General features: G+C 70.7%; 16 protein-coding genes. 4 read left to right on the plus strand and 12 right to left on the minus strand.

Features of this window, described 5'->3' with window-relative positions; translation table 11 throughout:
- Nucleotides 1–140: 140 nt before the first annotated feature.
- From ACF088_RS40100 to ACF088_RS40115, 4 genes are read right to left on the minus strand one after another with little or no spacing between them, the layout of a single operon-like run.
- Nucleotides 141–1799 (minus strand): uroporphyrinogen-III synthase, encoded by a 1659-nt coding sequence (locus ACF088_RS40100; protein WP_392380930.1) that lies wholly within the window; start codon nt 1797–1799, stop codon nt 141–143.
- Nucleotides 1796–2824 (minus strand): hydroxymethylbilane synthase, encoded by a 1029-nt coding sequence (gene hemC / locus ACF088_RS40105; protein ID WP_392380931.1) that lies wholly within the window; start codon nt 2822–2824, stop codon nt 1796–1798. The genes ACF088_RS40100 and hemC overlap by 4 nt, the downstream gene beginning before the upstream one ends.
- Complete coding sequence (locus tag ACF088_RS40110) at nt 2821–4188, minus strand: glutamyl-tRNA reductase (protein WP_392380932.1); 1368 nt, start codon at nt 4186–4188, stop codon at nt 2821–2823. Before ACF088_RS40110 ends, hemC begins: the two co-directional genes overlap by 4 nt.
- Nucleotides 4185–4958: a redox-sensing transcriptional repressor Rex gene (locus ACF088_RS40115; protein WP_392380933.1), complete on the minus strand. Its 774-nt coding sequence runs from the start codon at nt 4956–4958 to the stop codon at nt 4185–4187. Before ACF088_RS40115 ends, ACF088_RS40110 begins: the two co-directional genes overlap by 4 nt.
- A 525-nt stretch (nt 4959–5483) precedes the next feature.
- Between ACF088_RS40115 and ACF088_RS40120 the strand changes: the two genes are divergently transcribed.
- From ACF088_RS40120 to ACF088_RS40135, 4 genes are all read left to right on the plus strand, one after another.
- Nucleotides 5484–5771 carry a glutaredoxin family protein gene (locus tag ACF088_RS40120; protein ID WP_350251742.1) on the plus strand — a complete coding sequence of 96 codons (288 nt, stop codon included), beginning with the start codon at nt 5484–5486 and terminating at the stop codon, nt 5769–5771.
- Nucleotides 5772–6208: 437 nt separating this feature from the next.
- Entirely contained in the window at nt 6209–7192 is a 984-nt protein-coding gene (locus tag ACF088_RS40125) for an HAD family phosphatase (protein WP_129295616.1), read from the plus strand.
- 330 nt (nt 7193–7522) lie between these two features.
- Nucleotides 7523–8308 (plus strand): ECF subfamily RNA polymerase sigma factor, BldN family, encoded by a 786-nt coding sequence (locus ACF088_RS40130; RefSeq protein WP_088798525.1) that lies wholly within the window; start codon nt 7523–7525, stop codon nt 8306–8308.
- Between the two features lie 275 nt (nt 8309–8583).
- The gene (locus tag ACF088_RS40135) at nt 8584–9795 is read left to right on the plus strand and encodes a DUF5667 domain-containing protein (protein WP_392380934.1); all 1212 of its coding nucleotides are present in this window, start codon (nt 8584–8586) and stop codon (nt 9793–9795) included.
- 51 nt (nt 9796–9846) lie between these two features.
- Here the strand turns inward: ACF088_RS40135 and ACF088_RS40140 are convergent, their stop codons facing one another.
- From ACF088_RS40140 to ACF088_RS40175, 8 genes are all read right to left on the minus strand, one after another.
- Nucleotides 9847–10842, minus strand: a complete 996-nt coding sequence (locus ACF088_RS40140) for a lysophospholipid acyltransferase family protein (protein WP_392380935.1) — start codon at nt 10840–10842, stop codon at nt 9847–9849.
- A gap of 14 nt (nt 10843–10856) precedes the next feature.
- Nucleotides 10857–11906 (minus strand): NAD-dependent epimerase/dehydratase family protein, encoded by a 1050-nt coding sequence (locus ACF088_RS40145; RefSeq protein ID WP_392380943.1) that lies wholly within the window; start codon nt 11904–11906, stop codon nt 10857–10859.
- Between the two features lie 197 nt (nt 11907–12103).
- On the minus strand, nt 12104–12202 hold the full coding sequence (locus ACF088_RS40150; RefSeq protein ID WP_003948845.1) for a 30S ribosomal protein bS22: 99 nt from the start codon (nt 12200–12202) through the stop codon (nt 12104–12106).
- Between the two features lie 119 nt (nt 12203–12321).
- Complete coding sequence (locus ACF088_RS40155) at nt 12322–12531, minus strand: helix-turn-helix domain-containing protein (RefSeq protein WP_006604741.1); 210 nt, start codon at nt 12529–12531, stop codon at nt 12322–12324.
- A gap of 128 nt (nt 12532–12659) precedes the next feature.
- Nucleotides 12660–13475 (minus strand): phosphatase, encoded by an 816-nt coding sequence (locus ACF088_RS40160; RefSeq protein WP_392380936.1) that lies wholly within the window; start codon nt 13473–13475, stop codon nt 12660–12662.
- Between the two features lie 237 nt (nt 13476–13712).
- On the minus strand, nt 13713–14888 hold the full coding sequence (locus ACF088_RS40165; RefSeq protein WP_392380937.1) for an acetoin utilization protein AcuC: 1176 nt from the start codon (nt 14886–14888) through the stop codon (nt 13713–13715).
- On the minus strand, nt 14857–16095 hold the full coding sequence (locus ACF088_RS40170; protein WP_392380938.1) for an MFS transporter: 1239 nt from the start codon (nt 16093–16095) through the stop codon (nt 14857–14859). Before ACF088_RS40170 ends, ACF088_RS40165 begins: the two co-directional genes overlap by 32 nt.
- Nucleotides 16096–16188: 93 nt before the next feature.
- Nucleotides 16189–16872, minus strand: coding sequence for an HAD family hydrolase (locus tag ACF088_RS40175; protein WP_392380939.1), 684 nt, complete (start codon nt 16870–16872; stop codon nt 16189–16191).
- Nucleotides 16873–16987 lie beyond the last annotated feature (115 nt).

A 16987-nucleotide genomic window follows, 5' to 3' on the forward strand; every position in this document is an offset into this window, starting at 1 on the left:
CATCAAGAGCAGCTACAGCACAGACGAGGGCCCCGACTGCGCCCTGGGCCGACTTCCTGCCGTACGCCACCGAACAGCAGTAACGCAGAAGGGCGCCCCAGAGAGAGGCGCCCTTCAAAGCCGTTCTACTGCCGCTCCGCTCAGCTACGAGCCCGCCGCCGCGACCCGGGCCGCCGCTCGCTCGGCCGGGTGACCGGGTCCCCGGCCCCGACCGCGGCATCGCGCCGCGCCGCCCCGAAGTCCGCGAGCGCCTCGGCCAGCTTGTGCACCGACGGCTCGGGCGACATGACGTCCACCCGCAGGCCGTGCTCCTCGGCGGTCTTGGCGGTGGCCGGGCCGATACAGGCAATGACCGTCACGTTGTGCGGCTTGCCCGCGATACCGACCAGGTTCCGCACGGTGCTCGACGACGTGAAGAGCACGGCGTCGAACCCGCCGCCCTTGATGGCTTCCCGCGTCTCGGCCGGCGGCGGCGACGCGCGCACGGTCCGGTACGCGGTGACATCGTCGACCTCCCAGCCCAGCTCGATGAGCCCGGCCACGAGAGTCTCCGTGGCGATGTCGGCGCGCGGCAGGAAGACCCGGTCGATCGGGTCGAAGACCGCGTCGTAGGGCGGCCAGTCCTCCAGCAGACCGGCGGCCGACTGCTCCCCGCTCGGCACCAGGTCGGGCTTCACACCGAAGGCGACCAGCGCCTTGGCGGTCTGCTCGCCGACCGCGGCGACCTTGATCCCGGCGAAGGCGCGGGCGTCCAGGCCGTACTCCTCGAACTTCTCCCGGACGGCCTTGACGGCGTTGACCGAGGTGAAGGCGATCCACTCGTAGCGGCCGGTGACCAAGCCCTTGACCGCGCGCTCCATCTGCTGCGGGGTGCGCGGCGGCTCGACGGCGATGGTCGGGACCTCGTGCGGCACCGCGCCGTACGAGACGAGCTGGTCGGAGAGCGAAGCGGCCTGCTCCTTCGTCCGCGGCACGAGCACCCGCCAGCCGAAGAGCGGCTTGGACTCGAACCACGACAGACGGTCGCGCTGGGCTGCGGAGCTGCGCTCACCGACCACGGCTATGACCGGCTGGCCGCCATCCGCCGAGGGCAGCACCTTGGCGGCCTTGAGGACCTGGGCGACCGACCCGAGGGTGGCGGTCCAGGTGCGCTGGCGGGTGGTGGTGCCGGCGACGGTGACGGTCATCGGGGTGTCCGGCTTGCGGCCCCCGGACACCAGCTCACCGGCGGCCGCGGCCACCGAGTCGAGGGTGGTGGAGACGACGGCGGTGGCGTCACTGGCACCCACTTCGGACCAGCAGCGCGCGTCGGCGCTGCGGGCGTCGATGAAGCGCACGTCGGTGCCCTCGGCATCGCGCAACGGAACACCGGCGTACGCGGGCACGCCGACGGCCGCGGCGATACCGGGCACCACCTCGAAGACAATGCCCTCGGCGGCGCACGCCAGCATCTCCTCGGCGACATCGCCGTCGAGACCGGGGTCCCCGGTGACGGCACGTACGACCCGCTTGCCCGCACGGGCGGCCGCCATGACAAGATTGGCAGTGTCCCGAAGGGTGGAAACGCCGTTGGGGGTGACGGGGATTGACGCCTCGTCAGCTGATGCCTGTAGTGGTGTGTCCACTTGTGCGCGGGCATGCACGCGCACGACGTCCAGCACCTGCGGGTCGGCAATGAGTACGTCCGCGGAGGCCAGCGCCTCCACGGCACGCAGCGTCAGCAGACCCGGGTCACCCGGCCCGGCACCCAAGAAGGTGACCTGACCGGAGGCGGAGTGGTTTGGGGCGGTGGGGTTCAAAGTGCTCGCTCCCCCATAAGACCGGCCGCACCCTTTGCGAGCATCTCGGCGGCGAGTTCACGACCCATGTTCAGCGGGGTCGACACGTCGTCGGGAGAGGCGGGTACGTGCCCGGTGGTGGACAGTTGCACCAGCGTGCTGCCGTCGGTCGTGCCGACGACACCACGCAGCTGCAATTCGGTGACAACCTGCTCGTCAGCCTTGGGGCCTCCCCTGCTCGAACGAAGTCGAGAGCTTGGGGAAAGGTCGGCCAGCGCTCCGACGGGTGCGGAGCAGCCGGCCTCCAGGGCGGCGAGCAGGGAACGCTCGGCGGTCACGGCGGCCCGGGTTTCCGGGTCGTCGAGCTCGGTGAGCAGGGCGATGAGATCCACGTTGACCGCAGCGCACTCGATCGCCAGTGCCCCCTGGCCGGGGGCGGGCAAAACCATGTCGGGCGACAGCAGCTGCGTCGCCTCGTCGATCCGGCCGATCCGGGTGAGTCCGGCGGCGGCCAGTACGACCGCGTCCAGTTCCCCCTTCTCGACGAAGCCGATGCGGGTGTCTATGTTCCCGCGTATCGGCACGGTCTCCACACGCCGGCCCAGCGACCTGGCCCAGGCGTTGAGCTGCGCCATCCGCCGGGGCGAGCCGGTGCCGATACGGGCCACCCGGTCCTCGTCGGCGGTCAGCTGCTCGAAGGTGAGCCCGTCCCTGGCGATCAGCGCGTCCCGGGGGTCTTCCCGTACGGGTATCGCGGCCAGGGTGAGGGTCTCGGGCTGCGTGGTGGGCAGGTCCTTGAGGGAGTGGACGGCGAAGTCGATCTCCCCGGCGAGCAGCGCGTCACGCAGTGCGGAGACGAAGACGCCGGTGCCGCCGATCTGCGCGAGGTGCTCCCGGGAGGTGTCGCCGTAGGTGGTGATCTCCACCAGCTCGACGGGCCGGCCCGTCAGCTCGCGGACCGCCTCGGCGATCTGCCCGGACTGGGCCATGGCGAGCTTGCTGCGCCGCGTGCCCAGCCGCAGTGCTCTCGTAGTGCTGTCGGTCATGCCCGCTCCCGTGCATCGTGCCTGTCGGCGCGCGTGTCGGCCCGGCTGACGGCGGCGACCGTCTGGGGGTCGAGGTCGAAGAGTTCCCGCAGGGCGTCCGCGTACCCGGCGCCGCCGGGCTCGCTGGCCAGCTGCTTGACCCGGACGGTGGGCGCGTGCAGGAGTTTGTCGACGACGCGGCGCACGGTCTGGGTGATCTCGGCGCGCTGCTTGTCGTCCAGGTCGGGGAGGCGGCCGTCGAGCCGGGCGATCTCACCGGCGACGACGTCCGCCGCCATGGTGCGCAGGGCGACCACGGTGGGGGTGATGTGCGCGGCCCGCTGGGCGGCGCCGAACGCGGCCACCTCGTCGGAGACGATGCCGCGCACCTTGTCCACGTCGGCCGCCATCGGCGCGTCCGCGGACGCGTCGGCCAGCGACTCGATGTCGACGAGATGCGCGCCCTCGATCCGGTGGACCGCGGCATCTATGTCCCGCGGCATCGCGAGGTCGAGCAGCGCCAGCGGCGCCGTGTTCCCCTCGCGCGCGGCCGCGACCATCTCGCCGGCCAGGACCAGGCCGGTCGCGCCGGTACAGGAGACCACGATGTCGGCGAGCGCCAGCTCGTCCGGGACGGAGGTCATGGCGGCCGCGCGGGCGGCGAGCCCGTGCGCGGCGCCGGGCCCGCCCGGCTCGGTGAGGATCTGCACGAGCCGCTCGGCGCGCTCGACGGTGCGGTTGGCGACCGCCAGCTCCCCGACACCGGCCCGTACGAGGGTGGTGGCGGCCAGCGACGACATCGATCCGGCGCCGATGACCAGCGCCCGCTTGCCGCGCGCCCAGGTCTCGACGTCCTGGCCGCCCGCGAGCTGCTCCAGCCCGAAGGTGACCAGCGACTGTCCTGCCTTGTCGATACCGGTCTCGCTGTGGGCGCGCTTGCCGACCCGCAGGGCCTGCTGGAACAGGTCGTTCAGCAGCCGGCCCGCGGTGTGCAGCTCCTGGGCGACGGCCAGCGCGTCCTTGATCTGCCCGAGGATCTGGCCCTCGCCGACGACCATCGAGTCCAGGCCGCAGGCCACCGAGAAGAGGTGGTGGACGGCGCGGTCCTCGTAGTGGACGTAGAGATAAGGGGTGAGCTCCTCCAGGCCGGCGCCGCTGTGGCGGGCCAGGAGGGTGGAGAGCTCGGCGACCCCGGCGTGGAACTTGTCCACGTCGGCGTAGAGCTCGATGCGGTTGCAGGTGGAGAGCACCGCGGACTCGGTGACCGGCTCGGCCGACACCGTGTCCTGCAGCAGCTTGCCGCGCGCCTCGGGGGCGAGCGCGGCCCGCTCCAGCACGCTCACCGGCGCGCTGCGGTGGCTCAGTCCGACGACCAGGAGAGTCATGCCGGCATCACGGCGGGCATGTCCCCGTCAGGTCCCTTGCGGTCGCCGGCCACGGCGGCAGCGGCACGGGCGGCGGTGGCCGGGGGGCCGCTCTCGGGCCCGGCCTCCTCGCCGGCCTTGCGCTGCTCGTGGAAGGCGAGGATCTGCAGCTCTATCGACAGGTCGACCTTGCGCACGTCCACCCCGTCGGGGACGGTCAGCACGGTCGGCGCGAAGTTGAGGATCGAGGTGACGCCGGCGGCGACCAGCCGGTCACAGACCTGCTGGGCGGCCCCGGCCGGCGTGGCGATGACACCGATCGACACGCCGTTGCTCTCGATGATGTGCTCCAGCTCGTCCGTGTGCTGGACCCCGATACCCGCGACGGGCTTGCCGGCCATGGCCGGATCGGCGTCGATCAGCGCGGCGACCCGGAAGCCACGGGAGGCGAAGCCGCCGTAGTTGGCGAGCGCGGCGCCGAGGTTACCGATACCGACGATCACAACCGGCCAATCCTGCGTCAGCCCCAGCTCGCGCGAGATCTGGTAGACGAGGTACTCCACGTCGTAGCCGACGCCGCGGGTCCCGTAGGAGCCGAGGTAGGAGAAGTCCTTGCGCAGCTTGGCGGAGTTGACCCCGGCCGCGGCCGCGAGTTCCTCGGAGGAGACCGTGGGGACCGAGCGCTCGGAGAGCGCGGTCAGCGCACGCAGATACAGCGGAAGCCGGGCGACGGTGGCCTCGGGAATGCCTCGGCTGCGGGTCGCCGGTCGGTGAGTTCGGCCAGTTGCCACGGTGCTCCTGCGGGTAGAGCGGGGCTGCGGGCGACCGCATGGAACCCGACCGCCCTGTCTTCTGCAGGCTATGTCTTTGTGAACGCGTGCACAAAGATGGTGTCCGGTTTGTCCGCCCAAAGTGACCGGGGTCACGCGCCTATTACAAGCCGCCCCGGAACCAACTCCCACGTCACACCGTTCACTCGCGCCACCCGTGAAACACGGCAGCACCCACGGGAGCACGCGCCCTCACTCCTCACCGCTATACCCCCGGAAACCTACAAATCGCCCATCGATGGTAATCGACCCGGACGGCCGGGGGCGCACCTCGATCCCGGGCCCCGGCGACCGGGGCCGGGCAACCGGGGCCGGGCAACCGGGGTCGGGCAACCGGCGGGCCCGCCCCGTACGGCACGCCCGCCCAGCGGTAAGAACCCGGCCCCGACTGCCACAGCCCCCCCCCACCCCCCGGCCCGGCGGTACGCCCCAGGCCCGGCCGGTACGACCCGCCCGTCCGCCACCCCCACCCGGCACAATGACTCCATGGCCCCCTTGTTCAGCTCGTTCAGCCGCAGCCCCCGCAAGAACCCCGCCGACCGGATGGTCACCCTCGTCGGCAAGCCGGGCTGCCACCTCTGCGACGACGCCCAGGCCGTGATCGAGAAGGTGTGCGCGGAGACCGGCGCGTCCTGGGAGAAGAAGGACATCACCGAGGACGCCGAGCTGCACCGCAAGTACTGGGAGCAGATTCCGGTCATCCTCGTCGACGGCGCCCAGCACGACTTCTGGCGGGTCGACCCGAAGCGGCTGCGTACAGCCCTGGGCGCCTGACCCCGAACCACCACCCCACCCCCGGCCCCCTCTCCTCCCCACCACGCCGGAGCCGGCCCCCGGAATACCCCTCCCCCACCACGCCGGAGCCCGCCCCGGGAATTCCCCCTCCCCGCGCCACGTCGGAGCCGGCCCCCCGAATACCCCTCCCCGCGCCACGTCGGAGCCGGCCCCCGGAATGCCTCCTCCCCGCGTCACGTCGGAGCCCGCCCGGGGAACACCCCCTCCCCCGCGCCACGCCGGAGCCCCGCCCCCGGAATACCCCCTCCCCGCACCACGTTGTGGCCCGCAGGGGGCTCCTCCTCCCCTTACGGGAAGTGTTCGCCCGCCCCCTAAGGCCCCGCAGAGGTGGCCGTAATGCACACTTCCCCCTCTCCAGGCCCTCCTGACACGCGCCCGTAACCGGCTGCACCGAACAAACTGGCTACGCTAGCGCCATGGCCCGCCCGTCGCCCGCTCACCGCCCCCGCTGGAGCCCCACCGGGGCACTCTTCTCCCTGGGCTGGCTCACCCGCCGCAGACGGCCCGCCACGGCCCGCAGCGTGCTGGCCGGCGAGGCCGCCGCCGAGGCCGCCCGCAAGTCCTCCCAGGAAGCGCCGCCCGCCGAGGAGACCGAGACCCCGGCGGAGCCCGATTTCCCGGTCGTCGGGGACACGGCCGCCGCCGCCTTCTTCGACCTGGACAACACCGTCATGCAGGGCGCCGCGCTGTTCCACTTCGGCCGCGGCCTGTACAAGCGGCACTTCTTCCACAAGCGCGATCTGGCCCGCTTCGCCTGGCAGCAGATCTACTTCCGGCTGGCCGGCTCGGAGAACCCCGAGCACATGGCGGACGTCCGCAACAGCGCGCTGTCCATCGTCCAGGGCCACCGCGTCGCCGAATTGATGTCCATCGGCGAGGAGATCTACGACGAGTACATGGCCGAGCGGGTCTGGCCCGGCACCCGCGCCCTCGCCCAGGCCCACCTCGACGCAGGTCAGAAGGTATGGCTGGTGACCGCGGCCCCGGTCGAGACGGCCACGATCATCGCCCGCCGGCTCGGGCTGACCGGCGCACTGGGCACCGTCGCCGAATCCGTCGGCGGGGTCTACACGGGCAAACTGGTCGGCGAGCCGCTGCACGGCCCGGCCAAGGCCGAGGCCGTCCGCGCCCTGGCCTCCGCGGAGGGCCTGGACCTCTCGCACTGCGCGGCCTACAGCGACTCCGCCAACGACATCCCGATGCTCTCGCTCGTCGGGCACCCCTATGCGATCAACCCTGACAGCCGGCTGCGCAAGCACGCCCGGGAACAGGGGTGGCGCCTGCGCGACTACCGGACCGGACGCAAAGCCGCCAAGATCGGCATCCCCGCGGCGGCCGGCGTGGGCGCCCTGGCGGGCGGTGCCGCGGCAGCGGTCGCGCTGCAGCGCCGACGCCGCTGACCAGGCCTGATCGCCCTAAGGGACGGCGGACCATCCCAGCTTCCTACCCCCTCCGCCGTCCCCTCAGTCACCTTGCTGCCGGTTAACCACAACACGCCCTCCAACCAGGCAGATTGCGTTTCCTTCCGATCAAAAGTTGCTCAGTATTCGATACTTGATCTGCCACCAACCCGGCACGGACCGTAACTAATCGATGATTTGAGCAACTGGGTGTAGCGCTGCCTGTACGAAGCGTTATTCTCCTCAGACGCAATCCGGAACCCACACGTCCCTACGACGAGTGAACGGTCCCGCACTGCACGTGATGGAAGCTCTGCCTCTGGGAGTCCCGTGTACCCACACGTCGGGGTTGACGCCTCGGGCCTGGCTACGCTGCGTACGACACTCGTCGACCACCTGCGCAGTTTTGTCCCCACCGCGTACGCCGTCCCCGCATTCGCCTCAGCCGTCCCCGCTGCCGGACCCTGCTACGCCCTGGCCGACGGGAGTGCTGCGGTCGGCAAGGCCGCCGGCAGAACCCGCCGCTCCGGCACCGGCACGACCACCGCCCGTCGCCCGGCCGACAGCGACAGCCGTCGCATGATGGACCTCGTCGAACGAGCCCAGGCGGGCGAGGCCGACGCCTTCGGCCGCCTCTACGACCAGTACGCCGACACCGTCTACCGGTACATCTACTACCGCGTGGGCGGCCGCGCCACGGCCGAGGACCTCACCAGCGAGACCTTTCTGCGCGCCCTGCGCCGCATCGGCACCTTCACCTGGCAGGGCCGCGACTTCGGCGCCTGGCTCGTGACCATCGCCCGCAACCTCGTCGCCGACCACTTCAAGTCCTCCCGCTTCCGCCTGGAAGTCACCACCGGAGAGATGCTCGACGCCAACGAGGTCGAGCGCAGCCCCGAGGACTCGGTCCTCGAATCCCTCTCCAACGCCGCCCTGCTGGAGGCGGTACGCAAGCTCAACCCCCAACAGCAGGAGTGCGTCACGCTGCGCTTCCTGCAGGGCCTCTCGGTCGCCGAGACCGCCCGCGTCATGGGCAAGAACGAGGGCGCGATCAAGACCCTCCAGTACCGCGCCGTGCGCACCCTGGCGCGGCTGCTCCCCGAAGACGCCCGCTGACCCGCCCCCTGTCCGCAGATTTCGATGACCGGTCCCATGCCGTATCTGCTCACTCTTGGTGACCTTCCTTACCCGGTCGGTCAGATCATCGTGAGTGCGTAACCCGAGTGCCGCGCCGCTCGTTGTGCGGGATGCAGGCTCCATGCGGTCATGCCTTGCCCGCTGCCTCTCACTCGATCGAGTGGCGCGGACAACGGCTTGCAACCGTCCGGTCCGTCTGGACAGTCAAAGCCAGTCCGGGGAGTCGAGCGGGATGACGAGAGGAGGTGCCGCCCGTGATCGCGAATGTCTCGGTGCACCGGCGGGCCAACGCCTTCGCCCAGACCCTTGAGGAGCAGGTCCTCGAGGGCACGGCGACCGAGGACCAGGTCGAAGGTCCGGCCCAAGCGCCGGGCGAAGCACGGCTGTTGGCGGTCGCCGACGGCCTCGGGAAACTCCCGAGGCCGGAGATGGCAGCCGAGGTCAAGACTGTCCAGCGCGCCCAGCTCATCGCCGCGATGGAGGCCGCCTTCGCCGAAGGCGCTCCGTCCGACGGTGCCAGGGTGCCCGAGCAGCGCGAACACCGTGGCGCGCACCGCGCCACGAAATCCATCGGCAGGCTGCGTCCGCGCTCCCGCCTCACCAAGGGACTGGCGGCCGGCGGGCTGACGGTCGGCGTCGCCGCCGGGGCATTCACCGGCGTCGCCGCGGCCAGCTCCGACGCCCTGCCCGGCGACTCCCTCTACGGCCTCAAGCGCGGCATGGAGGACCTGAAGCTCGGCATGGCCGACGACGACTCCGACCGCGGCCGGCTCTACCTCGACCAGGCCGCCATCCGCATGATGGAGGCGCGCCGCCTGATGGAGCGCGCCCGGGTCGCCGACCTCGACCACGAAGCGCTCGGCGAGGTCCGCAAGGCGCTCGCCGGCGTCACCCACGATGCGGGCGAGGGCCACCGCCTGCTGCACCAGGCGTATGAACGCGACGGCTCGCTCGACCCCATCCAGGCGCTGAACTCCTTCACCAAGTCCCACCGCCGCACCTGGTCGCAGTTGCGCGACAGGCTCCCGGTGCAGCTCATGGACGTCCGGGACAAGGTCAGTTCGGTCTTCGACGCCATAGACAAAGAGGTCGGTCCGCTCCGCCCGCTGCTGCCGCCCACCCCGGACAGCCGTGGCCGCCACCGCAACACGCCCGCCTCCGCGGGCACCGGCTCCCGATCCGACGGGCACCCGGCCCCGTCCGGCAGCAGGTCCGCCCCCGGCAAACACGCCGGTGGCTCGCACGCCCCCCGCCCGTCGGCCTCACCGTCCCAGGAGGACGGCCTGCTCGGCGGCAATACGGGCGGCCTGCTCGACCCGCCGTCCAAGAGCGGCAGCGCGTCTCCGCACGACCGCGGCCACCACCGCGGCCGGGACACCGGCGGCCAGCCCGACGTCACCCTCCCGCCGCTGATCCCGGGGCTGCTTCCCGGCCTGGGCATCGACGGCGAGGACCTCCCGAAGTAGCGAAGCAGCGAAGCAGTTCCTCCGGCGCTCGGTGTTCTTCCGGTCCTTCCCTCAGAAGAACACCGAGCGTCGCTGCACCAGCAGCTTGTACAGGGTGTGCTGAATCGTCTCCCGCACCTGATCGGTCAGGTTGAACATCAGCATCGGATCGTCCGCCGCCTCCGGCGGATAGCCGGACGTGGGGATCGGCTCGCCGAACTGGATCGTCCACTTCGTCGGCAGCGGCATCCCTCCCAGCGGCCCCAGCCAGGGGAAGGTCGGCGTGAGGGGGAAATACGGCAGCCCCAGCACCCGCGCCAGCGTCTTGGCGTTCCCGATCATCGGGTAGATCTCCTCCGCGCCCACGATCGAGCACGGCACGATCGGCGCCCCGGCCTTCAGCGCCGTCGAGACAAAGCCGCCACGCCCGAACCGCTGCAGCTTGTACCGGTCCGCGAAGGGCTTGCCGATGCCCTTGAAGCCCTCCGGCATCACCCCGACGATCTCGCCGCGCTCCAGCAGCCGCTGGGCGTCCTCCGCACAGGCGAGGGTGTGCCCGGCCTTGCGCGCCAGCTCGTTTATCACCGGCAGGACGAACACCAAATCGGCCGCCAACAGCCGCAGATGACGCTGCGCCGGGTGGTTGTCGTGCACCCCGACCTGCAGCATCAGACCGTCCAGCGGCAGCGTCCCGGAGTGATTGGCCACGATCAGTGCCCCGCCGTCGGAGGGGATGTTCTCGACACCCTTCACCTCGACCCGGAAGTACTTCTCGTAGAAGGGCCGCAGCAGCGACATCAGGACCTGGTCGGTCAGCTCCTCGTCGTACCCGAAGTCGTCGACCTCGTAGTCGCCGGTGATCCGCCGGCGCAGAAAGGCCAGCCCGCCCGCGATCCGCTCGTCCAGGGACCGCCCGGGGTTCGCCCGCGGCGGCACCGCCGGAGGGTGCTCGGTCCGTGCCTCGGGTACGGGTGCCAGCGCCGTACCGCGCCCCGTGCGCCCGGCCCTCCGGGCCTTCCTGCGAGCCCGGGGCTCCTCGCCGAAGGGGATGACCTTGGCGTCCGCCATCGTGGGTGAACTCCTCACTGGGTCGGGCCGCCGCGGGCCGGCAGCGCGTCGGCGAGCCGGTCGACGGTGCGGGCGAGGGACTCGGGCGGCAGGAGCCCGGGTCCACGGCTGCGGGCGAATTCCGCGAAGGTCTCCGCCGTCGTGTACTTCGGATGGAACCCCAGTGTCTCGCGCATCTGTGTCGTTTCCACGACCCTGCCGTGCGTGAGCAGCCGGATCTGTTCCGGCGAGAAGTCCGAGATGCCGATGGACCGCAGCGCCGTACCGGCCCAGGTCACGGTCGGCAGCAGGAGCGGCACGGTGGGCCGCCCCAGCCGCCGGGAGGTCTGCGACAGCAGCAGTACGCCGTCCCCGGCGATATTGAAGGTGCCGCTGTTGAGCGTGCCGCGGCGCGGCGCGGCGGCGGCGATCCGCAGCACCTCGATGGCGTCGCCCTCGTGGACGAACTGCAGCCGCGGGTCATAGCCGAGGACGGTGGGCAGCACGGGCAGCGAGAAGTACTCGGCGAGCGGGGAATCCGCACACGGCCCGAGGATGTTGGCGAAGCGCAGCACGCACACCGCCACATCGGGCCGGCGCCGGGCGAAGCCGCGGACATACCCCTCGACCTCGACGACGTCCTTGGCGAAGCCGCCACTGGGCAGCGACTTCGGCGTGGTGGTCTCGGTGAAGACGGCGGGGTCGCGGGGCGCGGAGCCATAGACGCTGGTGCTGGACTTGATCACCAGGCGCTGCACATTCGGGGCCTTCTGGCAGGCGCCGAGCAGCTGCATCGTCCCGATGACGTTGGTTTCCTTCACCGAGGCGCGGCCACCGCGCTTGCTCAACGGCGTGCCGTTGATATCCATATGGACGACCGTGTCGACGCCCGTCTCGGCCAGGACCCTGGCAATGGCCGGATGCCGGATATCTGCCTTGAGGAATTCGGCGCCGCCCAGATGGTGTTCCGGTGCCACGGCGTCGACCCCGATCACCCGGTCGACGTCGGGATCGCGCTGGATACGGCGGACGTACCGGCCGCCCAGCTGCCGTGCGACTCCCGTGACGAGCACGACCTTGCCCAAGATCAGCCCTTCCTTACCGCCGCGACCGCCGTGGCCGAGCTGTGCAGGCCACGCTATCGGGTAGGTGTTGCGCGGTGATGTCCGCAGGATGCCCGTGGCCACATTTCCGTCCGACCACCGTCCATACGGCCCACAACGCACCGCAGCCCCCGATCGCACCAAGGCGATGGGGGCTGCGAATTCGCGATCAGCGTCGCTTACTTCTTGTTACGACGCTGAACACGGGTGCGCTTGAGCAGCTTGCGGTGCTTCTTCTTCGCCATCCGCTTGCGCCGCTTCTTGATAACAGAGCCCACGACTACCCTCGCTTACTTCGAATCACTCGGTGCGGGGCGTCCGAGCCCACACTACCTACATCGGGCCAGCCTACCCGGCGACGGGCGAACGGCGTAATCCGAGGGTCGGCGAGGTCTCGTCAGGCCGATTCCACCCCCACAAAGGACTCCCGGAGATAGTCGTGAACCGCTTGCTCCGGAACCCGGAAAGACCTCCCCACCCGAATCGCGGGCAGATGGCCACTGTGCACCAAGCGGTACACGGTCATCTTCGACACCCGCATCACCGTGGCGACCTCCGCCACTGTCAGGAACACGACCTCGTTCAGAGGCCTCTGGTCTGCAGCCATGCCACACCTGCACCTTCCGCATAAGACGGTCACCGGCTTCCCCTCCGGTGACTCTTCGTCGCTATGCGCTCACTCCCCAGATTAGGGGCGGGTGATGCGAGTGGGGAAGAGGAGCAGCGAACAGCCCTCTATCGGGACAGATATGCACGATTGAGCACATAGCGCGCCAGGGGCTGGTAGTGCGCACTCGGCACGCCATCGTCGAGCGGCACCGCCACCGACACCCGCCCCTCGGCCTCGCCGACGAACAGCGCAGGATCGTCCGCATCCGCCAGCCCGATCGCCTCGACACCCAGCTGACCTGCCCCGCAGACCCATCCGTGGTCCCCGATCACCAGGGCCGGCAGCGGCCCTGTACAGTCCCCCACGGCCGCCAGAGCGGTCCGCACCGGGAGCGGTGAATGGGTGTGTACGCCCCCCGTCCCGGGCGCGCCCCGCACGCCGGTTTCTCGCATCACCGCGACTCCCCGTACGTAGTCGAGTGTGCAGGTACGTACGCCGAACCGGGTCGCTATGTCGACACGGGCGCCATACGCCGGGGTGAGAACGGGGCAGCCCGCCGACGAGAGAGCGTCTGCGAGGGCGGCGTAGAACCCCACCAACCGGTGCGGATGGCCGGTACCGATCAGCACCGGCGCCCGGCGGCCGGCCGCTTCTCCGACCCGTTCGGCGAACCGGTCCAGCGCCGCGAGGGTGCGGTCGGGATCGATCTCATCCCGGCCGGAAATATGTGCGAGATCGACCGAAACCCCGCACTTCCGCCCCATCAGTCGCAGTACTTCGTCGACCGGCCAGCCTCCTTCGGGATCCAGCCCCAGCAGCGCCCGGGGATCGCGCGCCGCGAAGAGCCGGTAGCGCGCCAGACTCTTCTCCCGCATGGTCGCGATCGTCCCCGCGAGCCGCGCCTCGATCAGGTGCGCCCGCAGCGCCCCGGTGCCCAACACGTGCCCCATACTGTCCGGTTGGTCGGCCCACGGCTGCCCCGACCGACGGGTAGTCACACCTTTGGGGGCACGGTGCCGGGTACGGCCGTACGGGGACGGGGCAGCGGGGCGACGGGCACCACCGCGGAGACACGGCACGGCTGTACGGCACCCCGCCCCGCTCCCCGGAGCCCGCAACGGCGCGGCACGGGAGGCTGCGCGACAAGGGCGGCTGCGGGACCCCGCCCCTACAAAGACCTACGGAAGCAGCCCATGCGCCGGGAACACCGCCCGGCGGGTGGCCAGCACCGCCTGGTCCAGCCGGTCGGCCGGGTCATAGCCGTCGTCGATGAAATCCCGCCACTGCGGCGTACGGCCATCCGTCATCCGCAGCGGCGCCAACTGCCGCGTCCTGCGGAACACTTCGTGCCGCCACGCCTCCGGAACCATGGAGGTCGGCTCGATGGGCCGGCCCCCCGCGATCGCGGCCAGATGCGTCCAGCTGCGCGGCACCACGTCCACCACCGCATAGCCGCCTCCCCCGAGCGCGACCCAGCGGCCGTCCGCGTGCTGGTGCGCCAGGTCGTGGCAGGCCTCCGCCACCGCACGCTGAGCGTCCAGGCTCACCGCAAGGTGCGCCAGCGGATCCTCGAAGTGGGTGTCCGCACCGTGCTGCGTCACGATCACCTGTGGCCGGAAAGCTCCCAGCAGCTCCGGCACCACCGCATGAAAGGCCCGCAGCCACCCCTCGTCCCCGGTCCCGGCCGGCAGCGCCACGTTCACCGCGCTGCCCTCCGCGCCCTCACCGCCGGTCTCCTCCGGCCAGCCGGTCTGCGGGAAGAGCGTCCGCGGATGCTCATGCAGCGAGATCGTCAGTACCCGCGGGTCCTCCCAGAAGGCCGCCTGCACCCCGTCGCCGTGGTGCACATCCACATCGACGTACGCGACCCGCTCGGCACCCAGCTCCAGCAGCCGGGCGACCGCCAGCGACGCGTCGTTGTAGATACAGAATCCGGCCGCCCCGCCCGGCATCGCATGGTGCAGCCCGCCGGCGAAGTTCACCGCATGCGCGGCATCGCCGCGCCAGACGGCCTCCGCCGCACCCACCGACTGACCGGCGATCAGCGCGGACGCCTCGTGCATCCCCACGAACGCCGGATCGTCCGCCGTCCCCAGCCCGTACGAGAGATCCGCGGCAGCGGGATCCGCCGAGGCTCTGCGGACCGCTCCGATGTAGTCCGCGCGATGCACCAGCCGCAGGGTGGAGTCCCCGGCAGGCTTGGCCGCGACCACCTCCAGCGGCCCGCGGTCAAGCTCGTACGCCTCCACCAAACGCATGGTCAGCGCGAGCCGGACCGGGTCCATCGGATGCCCGGACCCGAAGTCGTAGCCCGTTACTGCCTCATCCCACATCAGCTGTGCGCGGCCGCTCATATCCGTCACCGTATCGGGCCTTCGGCGCCCCGAACGATCGGGCATACACCAACGTCACCAGCACCAGAGCCATCGGTACGAGCATCGCCCCCCGGTAGCTCCAGGAATCACCGAGCGCCCCGACCAGCGGAGAGCCGATCAAAAAGCCCACATAGTTGAAAATATTCAGCCGCGCGACGGCCATGTCCGAGGCCCCGGGACCGTGGTGCTCACCGGCGTACCGCCCCGCCGCCGCGAACGTCTGGGGCACGATCACACACAGCCCGAACCCCAGCAGCGTGAACCCCGCCATTCCGGCCCAGGCCCCCGGAGCCGCCGCCACCACCGCGAAACCGCCCGCCGCGACCACCGTCCCGGTCCGCACCACCGCGACCGCCCCGAACCGCCGCACGCCCAGATCCCCGACCGCCCGCCCGAGCAGCGTGGTGGCCATATAGACGTTGTACGGGACGGTGGCGAGCTGCTCCGAGCTCCCCAGGACGTCCTGCAAATACTTGGCGCTCCAATTGGAGACGGTCGAGTCCCCGATATAGGCAAACGCCATCACCAGACACAGCGGCAACAACACCCGCATCGCGAGGGGCGCAACGGCCCCCGCGGCCCCCGCCTCGCCCTCCACCGGATCCCGGCGGTCCCGGTCCATGAACCAACGGCCCACGATCAGCGCCAGCGGCACCAGGACCGCCACCACCGGCCCGTACAGCAGCGCAAGCGACAGCTTCCAGTGCGCACCCGCCCACGCCAGCGAGGCGCCCACAATGCCGCCCAGGCTGTACGCCGCATGGAACCCGAGCATGATGCTCCGCCCGTACGCCCGCTGCAGACTCACCCCGAGCATGTTCATCGAGGCGTCCAGGGCCCCCACGGACAACCCGAAGACCGCCAGCGCCACGGCGGCCTGCGCCATCGACCCCACCGACCCGACCGCCAGCAGCGCCAGACACACCACGGGCTGCACGCACCTCAGGACCCGGCCGGCCCGCACCCGCTTCACCACCTGCTCGGTAGCGAAGCTGCCGACCCCCGCGAGGACCGGAACCGCCGCGAGGAAGGCCGGCAGCAGTCCGTCCGAGATCCCGTAGCGTTCCTGGATCGCGGGTATGCGGGTCACGAGGAGGGCAAAGACCGCCCCCTGCACGAAGAAGCTGAGGGCGAGCGAGACCCGGCCGTGCCGTAGCTGCGCTCCTGGTACCCGAGGGACCGTCATGGCCGCTCAGCCTAGGACTCCCCACTACCGCTGGGTAGATGGATCTCTCCGCCGATTCCCGGCACCTGCCCGACCGACGGCACCTCTCCTGCTCTACTGCACCAGCGCAGGCAGCTCCGCCATATGGGCGAACAGCGCAGTGGCCCCTGCCTCCGTCAGCTTTGCCGCCGGCGTCATCGCCGTGAAGCCGTACACGTCCATCCCCGCGGCAACTGCGGCCTGCACCCCCAACGGGCTGTCCTCGACCACCGCACACCGCTCCGGTGCCACACCCATCTCCCGCGCCGCATGCAGAAAGAGATCCGGCGTCGGCTTCCCCCGCCCCACATCCTGCGAGGAGAAGAGGCGCCGCGCCGGCCGCCGGCCGACGCCACCGGCCCGTCCCTCGGCAAAGCGCTCGAACAGCCCTGTCTCCGTCAAGGCGACCCGGATGCGCTCATGGCTCCCCGACGACCCGACGCAATACGGCACCCCGTCGGCGGCCAGTTTGTCCAGCACCTCGACCACACCCACCACGGGCTCCAACCGTCTGCGGAATTCCTCGAAGACCCGCGCCTCAAAGGTCTCGTCGAACCCGACCGGCAGCCGCTTTCCCGACCGTTCCAGCACCGCCTCGTGAATGCGGTGCATCGCACCGCCCATGAAGTCGCGCAACGACTCTTCATAGGTCGTCGGATGGCCCAGTTCGGTGAGGTAGGCGGCCAGGATCCGATTGGCGCTCGGTTCACTGTCCACCAGGACGCCATCGTTGTCGAAAATGACCAAGTCATAGCGCATGCTCATGAGCGTACCGAGCAGCCCCGGAACGCAGAAAAGCCCCGCACCATAAGGTGCGGGGCTTTCCCACAATGATTGTTCGGCGGCGTCCTACTCTCCCACAGGGTCCCCCCTG

It is taken from the genome of Streptomyces sp. NPDC015125, assembly GCF_043080045.1.
In the GTDB taxonomy this organism is placed as follows: Bacteria; Actinomycetota; Actinomycetes; order Streptomycetales; family Streptomycetaceae; genus Streptomyces.